17 protein-coding genes and 2 pseudogenes are annotated in these 21,230 nt (G+C 35.5%); 15 read left to right on the forward strand and 4 right to left on the reverse strand.

Annotation, left to right across the window (positions count from 1 at the left end):
* The first annotated feature begins 109 nt into the window (after positions 1–109).
* The 7 genes from tsf (at position 110) to RINTHH_RS04065 (ending at position 9,043) form a co-directional block, all read left to right on the forward strand.
* Positions 110–772: a translation elongation factor Ts gene (tsf, locus tag RINTHH_RS04035; protein WP_044304586.1), complete on the forward strand. Its 663-nt coding sequence runs from the start codon at positions 110–112 to the stop codon at positions 770–772.
* 229 nt (positions 773–1,001) lie between these two features.
* Positions 1,002–1,979 (forward strand): hypothetical protein, encoded by a 978-nt coding sequence (locus tag RINTHH_RS04040; RefSeq protein WP_008233210.1) that lies wholly within the window; start codon positions 1,002–1,004, stop codon positions 1,977–1,979.
* A 55-nt stretch (positions 1,980–2,034) separates the two neighbouring features.
* Positions 2,035–4,554 (forward strand): ATP-dependent DNA helicase RecG, encoded by a 2,520-nt coding sequence (gene recG / locus RINTHH_RS04045; RefSeq protein ID WP_008233212.1) that lies wholly within the window; start codon positions 2,035–2,037, stop codon positions 4,552–4,554.
* A gap of 405 nt (positions 4,555–4,959) precedes the next feature.
* Positions 4,960–6,126, forward strand: coding sequence for a pyridoxal phosphate-dependent aminotransferase (locus RINTHH_RS04050; protein ID WP_008233213.1), 1,167 nt, complete (start codon positions 4,960–4,962; stop codon positions 6,124–6,126).
* A 197-nt stretch (positions 6,127–6,323) separates the two neighbouring features.
* Positions 6,324–7,070: a serine O-acetyltransferase gene (gene cysE / locus RINTHH_RS04055; RefSeq protein ID WP_008233214.1), complete on the forward strand. Its 747-nt coding sequence runs from the start codon at positions 6,324–6,326 to the stop codon at positions 7,068–7,070.
* A gap of 636 nt (positions 7,071–7,706) precedes the next feature.
* Positions 7,707–7,922 (forward strand): hypothetical protein, encoded by a 216-nt coding sequence (locus RINTHH_RS04060; RefSeq protein ID WP_008233215.1) that lies wholly within the window; start codon positions 7,707–7,709, stop codon positions 7,920–7,922.
* 80 nt (positions 7,923–8,002) lie between these two features.
* Positions 8,003–9,043, forward strand: a complete 1,041-nt coding sequence (locus RINTHH_RS04065) for a tellurite resistance TerB family protein (protein ID WP_008233216.1) — start codon at positions 8,003–8,005, stop codon at positions 9,041–9,043.
* 815 nt (positions 9,044–9,858) lie between these two features.
* Here RINTHH_RS04065 and RINTHH_RS04070 read toward each other — a convergent pair.
* Positions 9,859–10,798 (reverse strand): annotated as a pseudogene (locus tag RINTHH_RS04070) (serine hydrolase).
* 537 nt (positions 10,799–11,335) lie between these two features.
* Here RINTHH_RS04070 and RINTHH_RS11480 point away from each other — a divergent pair.
* On the forward strand, positions 11,336–11,464 hold the full coding sequence (locus tag RINTHH_RS11480; protein WP_331270891.1) for a hypothetical protein: 129 nt from the start codon (positions 11,336–11,338) through the stop codon (positions 11,462–11,464).
* Positions 11,465–11,497: 33 nt separating this feature from the next.
* Positions 11,498–11,662, forward strand: a complete 165-nt coding sequence (locus RINTHH_RS11485) for a glycosyltransferase (protein WP_008233220.1) — start codon at positions 11,498–11,500, stop codon at positions 11,660–11,662.
* Positions 11,663–12,029: 367 nt separating this feature from the next.
* Here the strand turns inward: RINTHH_RS11485 and RINTHH_RS04080 are convergent, their stop codons facing one another.
* On the reverse strand, positions 12,030–13,283 hold the full coding sequence (locus RINTHH_RS04080) for a competence/damage-inducible protein A (RefSeq protein WP_008233222.1): 1,254 nt from the start codon (positions 13,281–13,283) through the stop codon (positions 12,030–12,032).
* 261 nt (positions 13,284–13,544) lie between these two features.
* On the opposite strand from RINTHH_RS04080, the gene RINTHH_RS04085 reads away from it, so the two are divergent.
* Both RINTHH_RS04085 and RINTHH_RS04090 read left to right on the forward strand, forming a co-directional pair.
* Positions 13,545–14,147 (forward strand): ParA family protein, encoded by a 603-nt coding sequence (locus RINTHH_RS04085; RefSeq protein WP_008233224.1) that lies wholly within the window; start codon positions 13,545–13,547, stop codon positions 14,145–14,147.
* A gap of 36 nt (positions 14,148–14,183) precedes the next feature.
* Positions 14,184–14,447: a hypothetical protein gene (locus tag RINTHH_RS04090; RefSeq protein WP_008233226.1), complete on the forward strand. Its 264-nt coding sequence runs from the start codon at positions 14,184–14,186 to the stop codon at positions 14,445–14,447.
* Positions 14,448–14,847: 400 nt separating this feature from the next.
* Here RINTHH_RS04090 and RINTHH_RS04095 read toward each other — a convergent pair whose 3' ends face one another.
* Positions 14,848–15,402 (reverse strand): hypothetical protein, encoded by a 555-nt coding sequence (locus tag RINTHH_RS04095; RefSeq protein ID WP_008233228.1) that lies wholly within the window; start codon positions 15,400–15,402, stop codon positions 14,848–14,850.
* Positions 15,403–15,539: 137 nt separating this feature from the next.
* Between RINTHH_RS04095 and RINTHH_RS10380 the strand changes: the two are divergent.
* The 4 genes and pseudogenes from RINTHH_RS10380 to RINTHH_RS04120 all read left to right on the forward strand — a co-directional run bounded on the left by RINTHH_RS10380 (position 15,540) and on the right by RINTHH_RS04120 (position 19,959).
* Positions 15,540–16,996, forward strand: a pseudogene (locus RINTHH_RS10380) (integrase).
* A gap of 487 nt (positions 16,997–17,483) precedes the next feature.
* A complete protein-coding gene (rsmA, locus tag RINTHH_RS04110) occupies positions 17,484–18,296 on the forward strand; it encodes a 16S rRNA (adenine(1518)-N(6)/adenine(1519)-N(6))-dimethyltransferase RsmA (RefSeq protein WP_008233234.1) in 813 nt (270 codons plus the stop codon).
* A 377-nt stretch (positions 18,297–18,673) separates the two neighbouring features.
* On the forward strand, positions 18,674–19,618 hold the full coding sequence (gene ispE / locus RINTHH_RS04115; protein WP_008233235.1) for a 4-(cytidine 5'-diphospho)-2-C-methyl-D-erythritol kinase: 945 nt from the start codon (positions 18,674–18,676) through the stop codon (positions 19,616–19,618).
* 38 nt (positions 19,619–19,656) lie between these two features.
* Positions 19,657–19,959: a DUF3082 domain-containing protein gene (locus RINTHH_RS04120; protein ID WP_044304588.1), complete on the forward strand. Its 303-nt coding sequence runs from the start codon at positions 19,657–19,659 to the stop codon at positions 19,957–19,959.
* Between the two features lie 308 nt (positions 19,960–20,267).
* Here RINTHH_RS04120 and nadC read toward each other — a convergent pair whose 3' ends face one another.
* Positions 20,268–21,146, reverse strand: coding sequence for a carboxylating nicotinate-nucleotide diphosphorylase (gene nadC / locus RINTHH_RS04125; protein ID WP_008233239.1), 879 nt, complete (start codon positions 21,144–21,146; stop codon positions 20,268–20,270).
* Positions 21,147–21,230 lie beyond the last annotated feature (84 nt).

Genomic DNA, 21,230 nt, shown 5'->3' on the forward strand with positions numbered 1-21,230 from the left:
TTCTAGACTTTTATATTCTATATTTTATTTGCTAACTAGCCCCAAGTAAAATAAAAATACTCGAATTTAAGACAACTTCCTAAGTAATTTAATTAACAATTGAGGCAACATGGTGGAAATATCTGCAAAACTTGTCCAAGAGCTACGCAAGAAAACCAGTGCTGGCATGATGGATTGTAAAAAAGCACTGAAAGAAAATAATGGTAATATGGTGCAGGCCGAAGATTGGCTACGCAAAAAGGGTATTGCTAAAGCAGGAAAAAAAGCTGATCGGGTGGCAGCAGAGGGACTAGTTGGCAGCTATATCCATACAGGTGGTAGGGTTGGTGTGCTAGTAGAGGTGAACTGCGAGACTGATTTTGTGGCCCGTCGTCCTGAGTTTCAGGAGTTGGTACGGAATATATCCATGCAAATTGCTGCTTGTCCCAATATAGAGTATGTTACGGTTGCTGATATCCCAGAGGAAATAGTCCAAAAAGAGAAGGATATTGAAATGGGAAGAGACGATTTATCCAATAAGCCAGATAATGTCAAAGAAAAAATTGTTCAGGGTAGAATTGACAAACGTCTGAAAGAATTATCTTTGGTGGATCAACCTTATATTCGTGATCAAAGTATTCTTATTGAAGAACTTGTAAGGCAAGGGATTAATCAATTGGGTGAGAATATTCAGATTCGCCGCTTCGTTCGCTTTGTCCTTGGTGAAGGAGTTGAAAAAGAAGAGCTAAGTTTTGCTGATGAGGTGGCAGCACAAACTGGCCGTAAGGAGTAGTTTAAATTTGCTCCCTGTGCTGGATGTTAATATTCTGAAACTTGTGAGTGTGGAATTTGCCCAGTAGGTGCTGGCTCCTTATTTTCAATTTAAATATTTGTTGTAAAACAGGTCATTAGTTATATTTGCTTGACCTGTTTTGAATTAACCAAAAATAGGCATTTTTATAGGTTTAGCTCCTGGCATACATTTGTATTATTATTAAATGTAAATATGCCATAATTGGCTTATGGTAAAAGCAATTGAGCATATAAAAAAGGAAATAGCAGCTTTGGAAGAGGCGGTCACTTTAACCGCCCAGGAGTTAAAGGCTGCTTATGGTATTTATTTAAACAGCTTGGCACAGGCGATGCGACAGCAATTGATTTTGGCTAGTTATTACATATGTACTCAGGGATACCCTGAAAGGTTTCTGCAGCTGTCTCTTAGCCAACGCCAAAAATTACAACAAGCTATTCGGAAAGCTGCTAAAAAAACAGCAGAAGGACTTATATCTCTTACCAATATGGAGGGAATGCAGGTAGATGAGTTAGAACAACAAGATATTTTAATAAATTATTTGCGACAGTTGGAAATTCACAATAACCATGAGCAGGAAGATAAATCAGCAAACTCTGAAAATGCAGAGCAAGATCAGAAGAAATATGAAGCTCTAGATAATCATGAACAGTCAGGAAAAACACAGAGTGGGAATGTCCCACTTAATCAAGTCTTATCATCAAATTTTTTATCTTTGAAGGTCTATTCGTCTGAAATATCTAACCCTGCAGAATTAATAAAGTGGCAACAGCAGATAGAAGCAAGAATTTTGGCCAATTTGAAACACATTTCTAGCGAGGTAAATAGTGTATTAAAAAATGCTGACATTTTACCTCGAAGATTACCTCCATCAATCTTGGATGCTGCAGTAATTGCATCAGAAACATCAGCAGAAATTATGTCAGGTCCGCCAAATATATTAAATTTAGTAATAGAAGTAGAAACTGGTAGTTCTTCTGAAGAGACTAGCTTGACGCAAATTATGGTGTTAGGTTTACGGTTAGGAGAAATTGAGTTTGCTAATACACAACTTTCATCACTACGCAAGCAAATTCGTTATATTCTTGGTAAATTAAACAAATTAGGACGACAATACCAGCAAAAACAGAGAGAGTGTTCCATTGCTGAAGCTGAGTCTGCATGGCGTGCTAGTTGGTTTGAAGACTAAGAGCAAAAACTAGAATGTTAATCACTTAGTACAAAAATCTAAAATGAAATAACCGATGTTAGATGAAACACCGGATTGGTCACGATTAAAGAGAGCTTTATCAATAGAAGTAGAACATGGTTTTACTAATTTGATGGGTAGACAGTATCGCTTTAGTGAATTTTTCACCTTGACTTTTGGTAAATTTCCCCGGTCATTGCCTAGAAGTGAACGACTGCGTTGGCAAGAACTAGCAGAAAAATTTTCTAATTATCCTCATTTAAAACTCCAAGATAGACAACATTTAATTGCCCAAACTCGCCAGTATATTCACCAATTGAAATTTCAGTCAAGGGTAATAGAAAGCAATCAGGAAGCAAAAATTATTGAGAAAGACTCTGAATCTGATTACCAATACAGAATACAAAATACAAAATACACAACTCTTGCTTATACTATTCCTTCATTATCAAAGGTAACTCTCCGACACACCCCTAGATTGGGACAAAAACTCCAGGAATTGCCAAAAATTGGTGTAAGAAAGGCGGAAAATTTAGCCTGTTTGGGCTTACGCACAATACGTGATTTGCTATTTTACTATCCCCGTGGTCATATTGACTATGCAAGTCAGGTAAACATTAGTGCCCTAAGACCTGCAGATACAGTAACAATTGTTGCAATTGTAAAACGCTGTAATTTTCATGTTAGCTCCCGCAATAAAAATCTAATGATCCTTGAAATAGTATTAAGAGATAATACTGGGCAGTTAAAAATTAGCCGGTTTTTTGCAGGAGCACGTTTTACTAGTCGAGGCTGGCAAGAAGTTTTGAGGAGTCGCTATCCTGTCGGTAGTACAGTAGCAGCTTGTGGGCTAGTTAAACGAAACAAGTATGGTTTGACTTTGGATAATCCCGAATTAGAAGTATTAGCACATCCTGGTGATCCTCTTGACTCCCTAACTATTGGAAGGGTAGTACCAATTTATAAACTTACAGGAGGGGTTTTAGGAAGTACAGTAAGACAGGCAATAATTTCAGCTCTACCAGCTATAGTTTACCTTCAAGACCCGCTTCCCTGTGGGCTAAGGGAGAAGTATGAGTTGATGGAATTGAAAGATGCCATTTACAACATTCATTGTCCCACAGATAATGAATTATTACAACAAGCAAGAAGACGGTTGGTCTTTGATGAGTTCTTTTACTTGCAAATTAGCATACTCCAACGCCGACAGCAAGCAAAACAGACGAAAGCCACTGCAATTCTAAATTCCGGTGGTCATCTCATAGATTCATTTAGTAAGATTCTACCATTTCAGTTAACTAATTCCCAGCAGAGAGTTATCAAAGATATTCTCAAAGATTTACAACAATCTACACCTATGAATCGCCTAGTGCAGGGTGATGTGGGCTCTGGGAAAACTGTGGTTGCGGTGGTTGCCATTTTAGCAACTCTCCAATCTGGTTATCAAGCCGCCTTGATGGCTCCTACAGAAGTCCTAGCAGAGCAACACTACCAGAAGTTGTTGAGTTGGTTTAATTTGATGTGTTTGCCAGTTGAATTACTGACAAGCTCTACAAAAATGTTGAAAAGAAAACACATACACTCGCGTTTAGAAACAGGAGAGTTACCCTTAGTTGTAGGAACTCATGCCTTAATTCAAGATACAGTTAAGTTCAGACAGTTAGGTTTAGTAGTAATTGATGAGCAACATCGATTTGGGGTTGAACAACGTGCAAAATTACAGCAGAAAGGGGAACAACCTCATGTATTAACTATGACTGCTACCCCTATTCCCCGTACTCTAGCATTAACTATTCACGGGGATTTAGATGTAAGTCAGATTGATGAGTTACCACCAGGAAGACAAGTCATTCAAACCACTCTTTTATCAGGACAACAACGTCGCTATGCTTATGATTTGATAAGACGGGAAATAGTTCAGGGTAGACAAGTATATATAGTATTCCCCTTGATAGAAGAATCGGAAACATTAGACTTGCGTTCAGCAGTAAATGAGCAGAAAAGGCTACAAGAGAAAATATTTCCTGAGTTTCAGTTGGGGTTGTTGCATGGTCGCATGAGTTCATCCGAAAAAGAAGAGGCTATTAGTAAGTTCCGAGGTAATCAAACCCAAATTTTGGTATCAACCACCGTGGTAGAAGTGGGTCTGGATATATCCAACGCAACAGTAATGTTGATAGAACACTCTGAAAGATTTGGTTTATCCCAACTCCACCAGTTACGAGGAAGGGTAGGAAGGGGTACTGCTAAGTCTTACTGCCTATTGATGAATAGTTCTAAAAATCCGGATGCTCAACAAAGACTGAAGGTGTTAGAACAATCACAGGATGGTTTTTTCATATCAGAGATGGATATGCGTTTTAGAGGGCCCGGTCAATTACTAGGAACTCAACAATCTGGTGTACCAGATTTTACCTTGGCTAATTTGGTAGAGCACGAGGATATTTTGATGTTGGCACGACAAGCAGCACAGACGGTTATTGAAACAGACTCAACTTTAGAATATTGGTGTTTGATAAAGGAGGAATTTAAGTATCGTTACGAGCGACTTATGGGTGGAGCAATTATGACATAACAAACTGTAATTAATTATCTTTTGTAACTTCTTTAACATAAGGGAAATTTCACACTAAGATTTTAGAAGACCGAATCTGTATGAATGACAAGCCAAATTCCAAAATACCTCCTCTTTTTTGTTATTCCTCAAGAACAAGAGTATGTTTAAGGGTTTATTAGAAATGGGACATAGTTCTAATTACCTAATTATCAGGCTAAATCATAATAGAAAATTTCTTGGGCAATTAATTGAAGTTTAGATTCTACGAACCCTTTTATGTACTGGGTTGACTTTAATGGGTTATAGGTTTAGTTATAAAAAAACTGTCAACGATAAAAACAAATAAAAATCGAATACTCTTCTGGTGTCTTGTTTGAGATATGCTGAAATAAGGGATAAATTTGCCAAATATTTAAAGTGACAATGAAACTGGCGAAACGAATCAGTCAGGTGAAACCTTCTTTAACCTTAGCGATCGCAGCCAAGGCTAAGGCAATGAAAGCAGATGGAATTGATGTATGTAGTTTCAGTGCGGGAGAACCTGATTTTGACACCCCAGCACATATTAAAGCAGCAGCAGCAAGAGCTTTAAGCGAAGGTAAGACCAAATATGGACCTGTGTCTGGGGAACCAAAGTTACGGGAAGTAATTGCCAATAAACTCAAGTACAATAATGGACTAAACTACGAAGCGGAAAACGTAATTATTACTGATGGTGGTAAACATTCTATATTTAACCTAATATTAGCTTTAATTGAACCGGGAGATGAGGTTATTATTCCTGCACCATACTGGTTAAGTTATCCAGAGATGGTTACGTTAGCTGGTGGTAAGCCCGTGGTTGTATCTGCAAATTCATCCACAGGTTATAAAATAACCCCAGAAATGTTGCGCCAAGCAATTAGCCCCAAAACTAAATTATTTATTCTCAACTCCCCTTGCAATCCCACAGGGGTAGTATATAGCCCAGATGAAATTCAGGCGATTGCTCAAGTGGTAGTTGAAGCAGATATTCTGGTTGTCTCCGACGAGATTTATGAGCGTGTCCTCTATGATGATGCTGTTCATGTCAGTATTGGGTCCTTGGGTGAAGAGATATTCCAACGCACTATTACCAGTAATGGATTTTCCAAGGCTTACTCTATGACTGGTTGGCGAATTGGATATTTAGCAGGGCCCTTGGACTTAATTAAGGCTACAATTACTATTCAAAGTCATAGTACATCTAATGTATGTACATTTATTCAGCATGGTGCTATTGCAGCTTTGGAAGAATCACAAGATTGTGTTGAAGAGATGCGCCAAGCCTTTATTAAACGAAGAAAAATGATGTTGGCTAGACTCAATAATATTCCTGGTTTGAGTTGTTCAAGACCAGATGGTGCTTTCTATATGTTCCCTGATATTAGCAAAACTGGGTTGAAGTCCATGGAATTTTGTATGTCCTTATTAGAAGAATACAAAGTTGCAATAATTCCTGGTATTGCCTTTGCCGCAGATGATAATATCCGTCTATCTTATGCTACTGACATGATAACCATTGAAAAAGGGCTAGATAGATTAGAGGAATTTGTCAAATCCCGATTTTAAATGTCGAGGTAAAAAAGGGTGAAAAGTAAATATATCTTTTTCCCTTTGCCTCTTAATTTATTTCTGGTGATTAACGTGAACAAGCTCTAGTATAGTTGTTTTACTTTTGCTTTTTTTACTCATATTTATTGAGAATAATGCTGCTGGAAAGGTTAAGATAGTGGTAACTTGCTTGGCTAAATGAGGATGTAATAAGCTTGCTATCTACACTCCTTACTGACTTTCGCATTATTTTTGAACGCGATCCAGCCGCCCGACATTGGCTAGAAGTCCTGTTTTGCTATCCTGGCTTACAAGCCTTGTTATTTCATCGGCTGGCTCATCGGTTGTATAACATAGGTATTCCTTTTGTACCCCGACTAATTTCCCATATATCTCGCTTTATTACTGGAATAGAAATTCACCCTGGTGCAACTGTTGGAAATAGTGTTTTTATTGACCATGGTATGGGTGTTGTGATTGGCGAAACATCAGTTATTGGTGATTATACCCTGATTTATCAGGGTGTGACTTTAGGGGGTACTGGCAAAGAAAGTGGGAAACGCCATCCTACTTTAGGAGAAAATGTGGTTGTTGGTGCTGGTGCAAAGGTATTAGGTAATATTCTCATTGGTAATAACGTTCGTATTGGTGCTGGTTCTGTCGTTTTAAGGGATGTACCTTCCGATTGTACTGTGGTTGGTATACCAGGCAGGGTCATATATCGTTCTGGTGTTCGGGTTGCACCCCTGGAACATAACAATCTACCGGATTCAGAAGCACAAGTAATTAGAGCTTTAGTTGATCGTATTGAATTAATGGAAAAGCAAATCCAAAACCTAGAGGAAAAACAATCAGTAGAAGTAGAAAATGACTCTATCCTGATAAATCACTTGTCACAAACGCCCTCCTGTCGTATTCAGGATAAAATCATCCAGCAGTTTTTTGATGGTTCAGGGATCTAGGTATTAATTCTTCAACATTATGTATGAGGTGCGTTACAGATATTTGTCTGCGCGCACCTTATTTTTAGTTGTAAAAATAAGGTGCTAGAATTCAATCTAAATAAATTTCAGCAAAATTTAACATTGTTATTCAATATCAATTTACACAACTTATTAATAATGTAATGCTCACAAAAAAAGACCGAAAATATTTTAGGTTTTTTCTGTGTCAGTGTCAGTTTACATAGAATTTTTTCCCTGGGATACTCCGATTTAGAATATAGATAACAGTCAAATCTGAAATTATGAGTGTAGCAGTATCAATATAGATTTATTAGCTAAAATTCCAAGATTCCCCCTAGCAGGAAAAATATTACTGGGGCATCATTTTTTTCAAGGTATTAAGTGATAAAGATGTTAATCAAGTTGTATTTGTTTATTTATTCCCATGAATATTAGAGCGATTAGGGACTCACCGGTTTCGAGCAAAACTAGTTAATATCTTCAAAGCTGCATGTTTGTTTACTGAAGCAGCTAGAAAAGAAGGTATAACGATAATTTTGGATCCCATACCTATACAACATAAAATATCAAATGAAGTAAAAACACCACATCTAGTCGGTACATCTAGTCGGTTTTTTTATAAATGGAGAGGAGTTGGCAAGTAAGGCAGCAGCTTTGTTATTATCAAGAGGAAATATGCGATCGTTAATTTGGGAGCAAGGGGAGTGGTTTGTGCCTGCATTCAATGTGGAAACTGCTGATAATAATGCTACTGGAGATGCTTTGAATGAGGGGGGAGGGACTGTTGCTTCATTCACAGTTCTTTACCTACGCCAAGCAGTTTTTATCAGCAGCAGGTGCTTTAATTGAAAGGGCAAAATAAAGATAAGGGGATAATAAGCTGCATCCATCAGTCATGATACAAAACTAGTATATGGAGAGACTGAGATATGGGTAAATACGAGCAAATTTTTCAATCAGATAATCTATCCACAGAAAAACTAAGTCCAGAGGAATCCATAGCTGCAATAGCTATTGTGACTAATGCTGCTGATATATCTTTAAGTAAACTGGAATTGGAATTTTTAGTAGATACAATTTGGGGGTTTGAGATTTTTGAACAATACTCAGATGCAAGTTTGTTAGCAATGCTTGAAAAATTAGTGATGATTGCTAATGCAGAAGGGTTAGGTGCGCTTTTCAATACTGCTTATGAGTCTATTACAGAAGAACTGGTTTTGGATGGATTTGCAGCTGGAGTCAGTGTTATCGTTGATGATAGTATGGGGAGATTTTACATTCCCAAAGAAAAAATGCCCCTGGTAAAAAAACTCCAGTCAGCCTTGGAAGTAGAAGAAGATGAGGCGCAAGGGGTAATTGATGACGTCATTCTTGCTTTTGAAGAAGCAGAAGATTTAGATGATGAAACCCTAAATGTAGAAGTTTATGAATCGCCTTTGAAAAATTTTACTGTTGCTATTCCCGTTGACATTAGAGATGGTGCGAGAATTTACAGCCAGGACGGTTCAGTTAGTTTTTCTGATGATTCTGGTACTTTATTGCGCATAGATTATTATCCTTTACCTTCTGAGCAAGTGATAGAAATTGAAGCTAAGGGCAAGGAAAAATATTTACGTTCTATTCTATTGGATAAATATGTTCCTCAAACAATTATTGCCAACTTAGCTGCCGCCAAAGTCAACCATAAAGAGTACCTGGCAGAAGTTATGGAGGGAGCTTTTTTCGTTATTGTTGATATGCCGCAAGGCTCAACAATTTCTAGAACCAGCAATAATGGAAAATCTACCAGACTGGATGCATACAGAGGACTTATAAGTTTTATTAATAATCATTTCTTCTATGTTATAACCAGCCAACATACATTTTTTCCTGAAGATAATATTCCTAGGAATCTGGCTGAAGAATTCAAAGAAATCAAAGAAGATATTTTTGACTTTTTGGATTCTATTGAATTTTATAGCAAGTTGTAAAATAGATATCAAACTAAGGGGCATTTCTATAATTGTCCCTTTTATTTATTTTTGTCAAAAAATTCAGATTACCTATTAATATGATTAGCCTATATTAGCAAAGTTAACATATAATATTATTCTTATAATTAGTAAAAAACTGCTGAAATATTTACCCAATAATTATTAAGATAGTTATTATTATAGATAATTTACATACCCCCCTATTGAGTAGGAAAACTTTATTAGGATACAATTATTTGCTCAAGCAGTAACAATTATATTAACTATCTTGAAAATTATTTACACATCTCTAAATTGAGGAGCAGGTTACTCAAATAAGCTTAGACTTCTTATTATAAGTCTGTCCAACTAAATTTAACTCATGGCTATTATAGTGATTGTAATATATATAATTATCATTTAATTATTATAGTTAAACATAGTTATTCATCAGATTTATAGGAAGTGAATATCATAAACTTGGTTTTTTGCAGTAGCATTCATCTCACAGTCTTATAAGTTAGTAACTGTTTGACTTCAAATCTTCCCCAATTTTAGGCATTGAGAGACTTTCTTGCTGACATTGAAATTGCTCAAGCCCACTCACTAATAAATTTTGATTTAGCTGGAGGATAGAAATCGAGAATTAAGTATGTTACGTAACTAGAAACTCTGATGGAATAATAATTACCAGCTAGTGATAAAGTGAATAGGCTGCATTTAACCACAGCATATTAAGGGTTTCGTAATCCCTGTTTTCCATGAAATTATAACTGAAAATATGATGTTCTTAACGAAAATATATAGTGACATTCTTACTTTTTTACGTGAATTTATAAATTATTGGCATTATGCATAAATTGCTGAGAAATAAAGGGTAACATATCCTCATTTCTGGCATTTTTTTCCCCTTCAGTGAATACCACTAATAAATAGGGAAATTTATCTGGAATTTCAATGTATGCTGCATCATGGCGCACTCTGCTTGCCCATCCGGTCTTTGACCATATTTTGGAATTTTGGGTTAAGGCACTGCCCAAAATTCCTATGAGATGGTTTTTTTTGGTTCTCTTAGAGAATTTACTAGGATTGGGGCTGTATTCCAATAAAGTCATTATAGATTGTGAGCGCTTCCTAGAAACTGCCACTCCTCCTATAATACTGTGTAATAAGATAGCAGTGGCATTGGTAGTTAGCATATTCTGGTTTTTTAGTGTTTCTCCATAGAAAACCCTCTCCCTTCCATAGGGGCCATCATCCCAGGTTTTCTAACATAATGTTAATGTTATCTAACTCAGGCCAATCCAAAGATTGGTAATAACGGTTAATAATTTGTCGTTGATACTGCCACGTCTCAAACGGTGCAGATGGCAGTTCTGGTCCAGATGTTGTGCCAGTTAGCACATCTACAATTAAACTTGTTGCATTATTACTAGAATTTACAATCATGTTTCGCATTGCTCGTTTTATTTCAACAGAGCTACTAACCATTTTTTTATCTAGCCATTCATGTAATGCGACTAAATAGAATAGTTGGACTATGTTGGCAGGATATATTTTTTCTATACCTCGGTAAGCAAATCCACGTACTGGATAGTTCCAAAAAGCATCTGGTGTAAGAGCGCCACCCATATTTACTAGTATAGGTGAATCATAAACAATCTAAGTCAGAGCAATTTGATTGCGGGCCAGGGTGGGAAACTTCGTCCAGGTAGTTTCTAAAATTTGTCCACCTAGAAGTGCTAATTGTTCATCTTGATTGAAGAATATCATTATAGATGAGTATGAATGTTGATCAAATCTAAATTTGTATTTCCCTGAGTATGAATGTTTGGCTACTCAGACTAGAATTGGCAGCTGCTTATGCATTATGACAACTAATTAAGACTTCCGTACTTATATACACTTATCTCTGTGAGGATAGATTCTTGAGCGATTCGGAAATCAAAAAATCATTATTGCCCCAAGTAATTGGTTTTACTCAGAAAGCCATAACTCGAATAATATTATATTTACTAAATCTCAGTATATGATTGTTATAGTTTGATAGAAGTTATTTTTTCCTCTTTGAGTATTTGGCTGCCAAGTGATACCTGCCATTAGAAAGAATTTTTAGTGAAAATTTAGATATTAGAACGAGAATCTGGAGAGGTTTTATTTTTTGGTGCTCTTTAAAAAAAGAGTCCTATTTTCGGTATATACATGGTACTTTTAGGCTTTTCTGGAGTTATATATAAATCGAAGGGTAAGGATAGGTCATTTCTAACAGAAATTTAGCAGAAATAAATTATTTATTACCTTCTGTTCCCGATGTTTCTCTGGTGGTACCTATTAAAGATAAGCTTAGACAGTTGGCCTTACTTGTTTGTTGTTAGCAATCTCATCTGTGTGGATGATGGTTCTGTTGATCGCTGCTCTGTACAGTTTATTAGGAAATAGTCAAGAATTCGAGGCAATTTAAAGGCGGTTATTTTGCGGCGTAAGTATGGACAAACAATAGTAATAGCGGCTGGGTTTAATTATGCTACTGAGGAGATGATTGTAACCTTAGATATAGATTTACAAAATAATCCTTCTGATATATTAATGATGTTAGAAAAGTTGTATGAGAGTTATGATTTAGTTCGTAGGTGGTGAGAAAAACGTCAAGATAAAGCCTTAACTCGGTTGCTTTCCTCTAAAATAGCCAACTTGTTAATTCTTTGCCTAACTAGTGTAGAAATTCATGATTATGGTTTTTCCCTTAAAGCTTATAGTGCAGAGTTAGTGAGAAATATGATCTTTATGGAGAGCTACACAGTTTCTGACCAGATCTAGCCTACATTGAAAGAGAAAAAATTGCTGATGTGAAGATGCAACATCATTCCTGCACCTTTTGAAAAGGTTACTTACCTCTCCCATACAGGGAGCAGCAAGATATTAGTAATTATTCATTTATTATCGATTATGGGAAATAGTAAGTAAGGGTATGGGAATATCTGACTAATAACTATCAGTTTCTAGCTCAGTATTTGGTGGTTATTAACTCCCTCCGCAATATATCTAGTGCAGTACAAGCACTCAAATGGCGGATTGAAGTTCTATCTCTTGATGCACCAAAATGATTTTCAAAGCTTATTGTTCCCTGAGAGCTTGCTAAACCAATATAAACCAAGCCAATAGGCTTGTTGTTACTCTCCCCTGATGGCCCTGCAATGCCTGTAACACTTAAACCCCAAGTTGTACCAAGACGCAATCTCACTCCTGCAGACATTTTTTCTGCAACTACTGCACTGACGGCACCTAATGTTTCCAAATCCTGTGAAGTAACTCCTAACAATTCTTGTTTAACCCTATTGTCATAAGCTGTTATACTACCCCAGAAGTAATCTGAACTTCCAGAAATATCAGTTAACATTTTTCCAACTAGTCCACCTGTACAAGACTCAGCTACAGCCAGAGTTTCTCCCCTTTGATACAATAAAACTCCAATGACTGAAGCTAGTGTATCTTTATCAGCGCCATAATAATCCAATCCGGCAATATTTTGGATTTTTTGTGTAACTGGATTAATCAAAGCTTCTGCTAATTCTGAGTTTTCCGCTTTAGCAGACACTCGCAATTTTACCTCTCCTTTTCCTGCATACGTTGCTACTGTTGGGTTAGACAGATTGAGATATGGATTTACTTTTTCTGCTAGTGTTGACTCTGCAACTCCCCAGAATTTTAGCATTCGGCTATAAATCACTGTTTTGCCCCAACCTTGGTTTTGAAGGTAAGGTACCGCTGTTTCTTCCCACATCCTATGCATTTCACTGGTAACACCTGGAAATGTAAGGATAGTTATACCCGAACGTGGTTGCCAAATTATTCCTGGTGCCGTTCCCGTAGGATTATATAAAATCTCTGCTCCCTGAGGCATTAAGGCTTGCTTACGGTTACTAGAGGCCATAACTCTACCCCTTGCAGAATATTTCCTCTGTAAATCTTCAATGATTTCCTGACGCTCTTCTAGAGTAGTATCAAAAAAACTTGCGATCGCCTCACAAGTTAGATCATCAGGGGTAGGTCCTAAACCCCCGGTAAATATTAAGATTTGTGACCTTGAAGTCCCAATGGCAATTGCTTGTTTAATTCTTTCAATATTGTCTCCAACTACAGTTTGATAGTAATGAGGAATCCCCAATCTTGCTAATTGTTTTGCTAAGTATTGAGCATTGCCATTAACTATATCTCCTAATAGAAGTTCTGTACCTATACAAATTATTTCTGCACTCATTGAATTCCAGAATTGTTTAATCTTACAACATATAACATGTAGAACATACAGATTTTTTGGCTGTTTTCAGGATATATTTTCTGCATAGTTCATAATTATTTTACTAAAGTTAAGGAATCCAAAAAAGTTACCCAGATTATAGATTATGACTGTATTACATACTAATGATTATGCTTAAGCATAATCATTAGTATGTAATTATGCTAAATTTAGATGTTTAGATGTTTAGATGTTTAGATGTTTAGATGTTTAGTATAAATAATGATTATTACTGTTGCAGCATTTAAGGGAGGTGTTGGTAAATCAACAACAGCCCTTCACCTAGCAACATACTTGCAAACTCAAGTTGATACATTACTAGTAGATGGTGATTTAAATAGAAGTACCTTGGATTTAGCAAATCGAGGTGAATTACCTTTTAAAGTCTGTGATCAGAAAGAAGGGATAGAATTAGCCAAGCTTTACGAGCATGTTGTAATTGATACTCCAACAAAACCAAATGCAAAAGAGTTAAAAACTTTGTTAATGGGATGTGATTTATTGGTAATACCATCTACACCAGATGCAATGGCCCTGTCTGCCACATTAAGTATGGTGTATGCATTGCCATATCATAAAGTTAATTATCGTATTTTGTTAACTATTGTTCCTTCTAATCCTAATAATGTAGGGGAAGAAGCAAAAAATACATTGAAAAATGCTGGGTTCCCAGTATTTAAGAGTCAAATTAGACGATTAGCTGTATTCCAACGTGCTGCATTAGAAGGTATACCTGTAAATGCAATCAAAGATAGTTATGCCCAAATTGCTTGGCGATGTTATACAGAAGTGGGGAAGGAAATAATAGATTTAGTTCTAGAGTAAAAATACTGGTAAGAAACAATTGTTTAGGTGCATTTTATGAATAAAAGGCCAAATATCAACCGTTTTGATGGATTAATTGAAGTTGTACGCAGTCGTCAAAATCGGCATGAGTCTCGAGCAGGTTTAGAACAATTTGTTTGTAAAACAAAAAGTACTGATCCTAATTATGTCCGAACTACTTTCTATATTCCCAAATCATTACACAGACGGTTAAAATCATTTGCTGCCTCTCAAGAACGGCAAATGAGTGACATTGTCATAGAACTTTTGCAACAGTGGATTCTTACTAATGAACAATAGTTTAAGAACTTTATTCCGTTAAAGTTTACTTAATAGTTCTCACACTTCCTATGAAGGTCAAGAATAGGAGGAATTCAGCTAAGCTAATACAAGATTGCTGAGCATTCTTGTGTAGGTTGCCTCAATAGATTAGAATTACTTACATAATAGGGTAAATAAAAACCTTTAACATAACTTGTCTCTTTGCTATAGGGTTTGTTTAATCACAATATTTTTTGAGTGCTTAAGTTTAGTAATTAATGTAATCTATTGCTAACTTATTCAAGCTCGATCAGAAATATGAAAACAATAAGTATGTTTTATAGCCCTTATATAGGTTATGAGTTTTAATGTTTAGTCTTCAGGTTCTAATTGTCTTTAATGATGTTTATTGAAAACCTGAAATAAACATCATTGCCAATCAAAGGATTATCTCTTGTCCAAGTTGTTTGAAATGAACTTTTTTAATATTCCAATTATTATTGATCAGGGTTTTACGTAAGCTGCTAAATAGGGCAAATTGTTCACAACTTGATAGGGAAATTATTTGCCTCTTAGATTTGGGAGCTACACGTAAATCAATGGTTAATGTGCCATTATTCATGCTGGTACGATAACCGGATAGACTAAAATCTTTACTATTTTGTTGTCTTATAATTCTAGCAATAGCAGCATTAATAGGTTTTTCTGCAGAAATTACAACTTTTTTGGGAATTAGTTTTTGACACTGAGGATCACTAGTATATAGCGTAGCACTGACAACTTTTCCTTTAGATGATGTTTCTGGTAATTTTCCTTGTAAACCTGTAACGCTAGATTTAAAAGGTTTTTTTTCCCTGTTTCGGGATACATGATTATTCTTAGTCGTTTTATCTCTATCTGATTGAGGATAGATTTTGCTAGAAAAACACCCACTAATACTAGTAATAGTGACCCCGGTAATAAAGTAAATAGTAGACAATTTTTTGATGTTCATATTTATTTATCCTAAATAATTGTTGATTTAGGCTTTATGATTGATGTTCACAACTATTGTTTAATAAACATTATGAATTTATAAGTTTTGTATTTTCAATCTGGGAGCAAAAATCAAAAGTTTAACAATAATTTACTATGTCAATCAAAACAACTAGTGGTTATGATCCCCGGAAGTCAGAATGGGAAGGAATACTAATTGATAAGTGGAAGCCTAGCAAATGGAAGCAGTGGAAAGGTGAATTAAAGGATGATGAAGCCAAAGTAGAACGGGAATATTTGAGGATTAAGCATAGTGTTAAACGATCTAATACTGCTTTGATTTTAGATAAGGTGAAGGTAAAGTTAAAACTTACCAGTTATAAGTCTATTGGTTTGCAAGGAACTTTTCCTTGCAAACCTGGTGATGTAGGAAAGAATGGAAGTGGAAATAAGCAATATACTTTATCCTTGGGGTTTACTGCAAATGATGTGGGCTTGAAAGCAGCAATTACGAAAGCAAGGGAGTTAGATTTATTATTAATTACTAAGCAATTTCAGTGGACTAGAGAATTATTAGGTAAACAATCTCAGAAGTTGAATTTAACTGATATTCATAAGTCAGAGAAGTTAGTTAGAAGTTGGATTGAAGAATATGAGCAGACGTTTTGGAAAAACCATGAGAAAAATCGTCAGGGTTTACGTACTTGGGAAAGTCACTATATCAGACATTTAAAAAAATTAGATTGGGGTGTTCCTTTATCTATTCCTATTTTAGAAGCAGCTTTGGAAAAGACTAAACCTAATAGTTCATCTCGTTTTTTTTAGTCTGGCAATTAAAGAAATTCTGCAACTTTTGCAATTTTGATGGAGAAAAAATTATTAATGCCTATGGGACTCCTTTACCCCAGCCAAGTGTACGTTCTATTCCTACAGATGAAGATATAATTCGAGGTTTTGAACAAATAGGTAATCCTCTTTCACCATATACTAGTAAAGGAAATGTAATCACTCCTAAACAATGGCAATGGATGTATGGGATGTTGGCAAGCTATGGACTAAGACCTCATGAATTGTTTGCTATTGATTTACAGACTTTTTGTAATCCGGACAATAAATTTTATTTGGTTTATCTTGATCCTAGGTTGACAGGGGGGACAAAAACAGGAGAACGCAAGTGTGGCATTCCTCCCTTGTATCCTCCTTGGATAGAATTATTTGATTTACAAAATGTAAAAATGCCTGAAGTTACTGGAAAGTTGAGTACTCAGACTGCCAAGATTCAAATTAGGTTTAGAAATACTAATATTGGTTTTCGTCCCTATGATTTACGTCATGCTTATGCTATTCGTGGTCACAGCTTAAGAGTTCCTATTAAAACCATGGCCGATTATATGGGTCACACCGTTCAAGAACATACCAAAACTTATCAAAGATGGATGGATAAAAATATAAATCTTGAAATATATCGGGAAGTAGTGATTAATAAACCGGTCTCTAATAGGGAAGCTTTGAAGAAAAGGGTTGAAGAATTAGAAGCGGAAAATTTAGTTTTAAAAGCAGAAAATGAGACTTTGAAAGGAACATTAATTCGTTATCAACTATTAGGTATATAATAAGGTATTTTGATCTAATAACATGGTGATAGAGACTGTTTGAGAGTATCATTAATCATAATTAAGGACAAATTCCACTTTTACAGTAAATACATTCTATATTTTAAATTAGCAATAGGATATAAAAAGATTTTTACTCCCTGGCGATTTCCATGTATATATATCAAGGGATAATGGTTGGAGTGTCAATCAATTTAAGATTTTGATGATACTGATGTAGGTTTTCTCTGAAACAATAAATATGTTTGATATCTTTTTTTGTTAATAAAATAGTAGGACAAGGTATATTTTTATCTGGGGTTATATCTACGTTCCATCAAAAATAATGGAATATATTAAATAATGGAATATATTATAGATTTGAGCTTGATTAGCGGTAGTATTTATACGATGAATTTACTGACTGGAATATTATATCAATAGTAAGAAATAAGTAAGAACAGTAAAATGATTTTTAAGATTAAATTGACGTGGACATAGATTATAGATGGTAAAACCGCGCAGGTGTCTTGCTCAGCATTGGCTTAAAAGTGAAAATGCTCTCAATAACTTAATTAAAGCAGCATGCTGTGAATTGGATCAGGATATTATTCTGGAAATCGGCCCGGGTACGGGTATTCTCACCCGCAGACTCTTGCCTTTGGTGAAATTTTTGGTTGGAGTAGAATTAGATAAGGATTTATGTAAATTATTAGTCAATAAATTAGGTAAAAAAGAGAACTTTTTGCTATTGCAGGGAGATTTTTTATCTTTAGATATATCCTCTACGTTGGTAAACCTTTCTATCTGCCAACAACCCAACAAGGTAGTGGCAAACATACCCTACAATATCACTGGGCCAATTATTGAAAAGCTTTTAGGCAGAATTTCTCAGCCTAATAAGCAGCCATATGAATTGATTATATTATTGATTCAGAAAGAAGTTGCTCAACGATTAGTAGCAGAACCAGGAAGTAGAAATTGTGGTGCCTTAACAGTTAAGGTTCAATATCTGGCAGAATGTAAGATGATTGCAAGTGTTCCTGCTGAAGCATTTTATCCAAAACCAAAAGTTGATTCAGCCATAGTTAGTTTGTATCCCAGGAAAATATGTAAGCCTGCAAATAATCCTAAACAATTGGAGGCTCTAGTTAAGTTAGGTTTTAGGACAAAGAGGAAGATGTTACGTAATAATTTACAATCAGTTATAGAACGTGATCACTTAATTAAACTATTAGAACATCTACAAATAAACCCCCATGCTCGTGCTGAAGACCTTAGCCTGCAACAATGGATAAAATTAAGTAATAAAATCTGCTAAATACTTCTATCTATATACCAAAGTAATGAGAGTGAAAACATCTTAGCAAATATGAACATACCTATCAGTTTAACCAAGAGAAAATCTTGCTACTAAACGTAAAATTCTAAACAACTTAACTTATTTTTTATTGAAAATAACCTAATAATATTTAATTCTACAAGAATAGTATTCTATTTCATCTCATTTTAATGCAAGTAAGCAGACTACTACTCTGAAATGAAAAGCTGATATCTAAGTTATTTACAACCTATCACTTATATTTTCGTATTTTTGGAAAAAGCAAGTAAACTTTTCATAATATCTCTCCTTCCCTGATATGAACATATCTAAGGATTCTCTTTAACCATTATATCCTTTATATCTTTTTTTGTAGAATGGAAAGTGTTACCCTTATTGCCCCAGCAAAAATTAATTTATACTTGGAGATTATTGGTAATCGCTCTGATGGTTACCATGAATTGATTATGATATTGCAAAGCATTGATCTTGCAGACAAAATAAATGTACAAAAAAGTAGTATTGATAGAATTCGTATTCGTTGTGATAACCCACAGTTACCTACGAATAAAAGCAATATTGCATATAAAGCTGCTGCATTAATGACCTCAGAATTTCCAGAAGCATTTGTCAAACACGGGGGACTTAATATTACAATAAATAAACATATACCTGTATCTGCAGGATTAGCAGGTGGGTCCAGCGATGCTGCTGCTGTTTTATTGGGTGTAGGGTTACTGTGGAATTTGGGCTTAACTCAATCAGAACTAGAAATACTAGGGGCAAAATTGGGCTCAGATGTACCATTTTGTATTGGTGGCGGAACTGCAATTGCGACTGGTAGGGGGGAACAACTATCTGCTTTACCTAGTTTGGAAAATATATATATAGTACTAGCAAAATATCGCAGTATTGCTGTATCTACTCCTTGGGCATACACAACACATCGCCAGGAATTTGAGAATATCTATAATAAAGATACACAAAGCCTAGCAGCACGTGCAGCAGCAGTACATTCTAGAGATATAGTCAAAGCTATTGTAAATAGAGATACTAAGGAAGTTGCCCAATTTATGTACAACGACTTGGAGAAGGTAGTTATGTCAAAATACGCTCTTGTTTTAGAATTGAAGGAGGTTTTTGTAAACTTGGGAGTACTTGGGACAATGATGTCTGGCTCTGGCCCTAGTGTATTTGCACTTTGCGAATCCAAACAACAAGCAGAAGAGATTAAATATAATGTTAGAAAAACAATACCTAACCAGGATCTAGAATTATTCGTATCCCAATTAATTGGCCATGGAATTCAATTAGTCCCTTGAAACTTTAGATTTTGGAATAAAATTTTTACCTCCTTCTAATGACAAAACCCAATCAACTTCCAAAAACACAAGTTCCTACTACTCCTTCTAATTGCTTTATAGGAGTAATAATATCTGGGGGAATGGCATTTGCTATGTATAGGTTGTTAATTTCAGTTGCTACTAGTTTGGACAATAAACCTATTCACTCTAATAATTTCCTTGTTTTAAATATATCCTCCCTTGTCAGAAATGCCATATTAGGATTAATAACAATGGGCATGGGTGTATTTAGCATAGTTAGCTTAGGTTTATTAATATTAGGATTGCAGGTATTTATTCAAAAGAATAATAAAAAATAGGTATCTTGCTTATGATAGATGATTTATTGGAAATAATAAAGTGGAAAGCAATTAGCCCAGTACATTATTTATACTGGGCTAATTGCTTTCCACTAAAACTTCAGGAGGGTAAGTCTAAATTGAGTAGTCCTTTGAATATATTAATTTAATAAAATAAAATACAAAGATTTTTGTATTGATTTCCTCGAATGGACTGTTCAACTCGAGTAATAGAGGAGTTAAGTACATACTCTCAAGAACTTAGTATTAGCAAGTACAAAGTAAAATAAATGATACAAGACTTAAATTAACAACTATGAGTGTTTGCTTTAACCATTAATTTTCATACTTAAGTCCAACCATCTTGCCTGAGTAACAGGTGCACTACTGGAAATATAATCAACCCCCGTTTGAGCTGTAGCACGAATGGTTTCCAAAGTTATATTTCCGGAAGCCTCTATCTTTATCCTGTCATTATGTTTACGAATTACTTGTACAGCTTCTTCCATCATCATTAAAGGCATATTATCCAACATGATAATGTCAACCTTATGCTCTAATACCTCTTTAACCTGCTTTAAACTGTCTGTTTCTACCTCTACTGTTAATGGGTAAGGTATACGAGAACGAATTTGAGCAACTGCCTCACCAATCCCACCTGCCACAGCAATATGGTTATCTTTAATCATTACGGCGTCGTCTAAACCCATACGATGATTTACTGCCCCCCCCACCTGAGTAGCATACTTCTCCAAAATTCTGAGTCCTGGAGTTGTTTTACGTGTATCTGTAAAAATAACAGGCAAATCAGCTACTTTTTCTGTATATTGGCGGGTTAAGGAAGCAACACCACTCATATGCATTACTAAATTTAAAGCAACCCTTTCTCCCATCAATAAAGCATCTAGAGGACCACTGACTTGAGCGACTGTCTCTCCAGAATTGCAAAATTTCCCTTCAGAAAAAGTTGCAGTAAAATTGACTTCATCATTTAAAAGTTTAAATATTCTAGCTGCAATTGGCAAACCAGCAATCACACCTGGTGCTTTTGCTATCCACTCTGCTTCTACTAATGTTTCACATGACCGTAATAAGGAATTAGTTGTACGGTCACCTCTCCCAATATCTTCTAATAAACAGCGCTGCAACAGAGGATCTATCAACAGCCATGGAGGCAAAACACAGAAACAATCCACAACCCCACCCATATATCTAAAAGATAAGGAACTTCAGTCATAAACACCAACTCTCATAGTGTCTCATAGAAACCACGAACATTAACCAAAAAAAAC

The organism is Richelia intracellularis HH01, assembly GCF_000350105.1.
Classification (GTDB): Bacteria; Cyanobacteriota; Cyanobacteriia; order Cyanobacteriales; family Nostocaceae; genus Richelia; species Richelia intracellularis.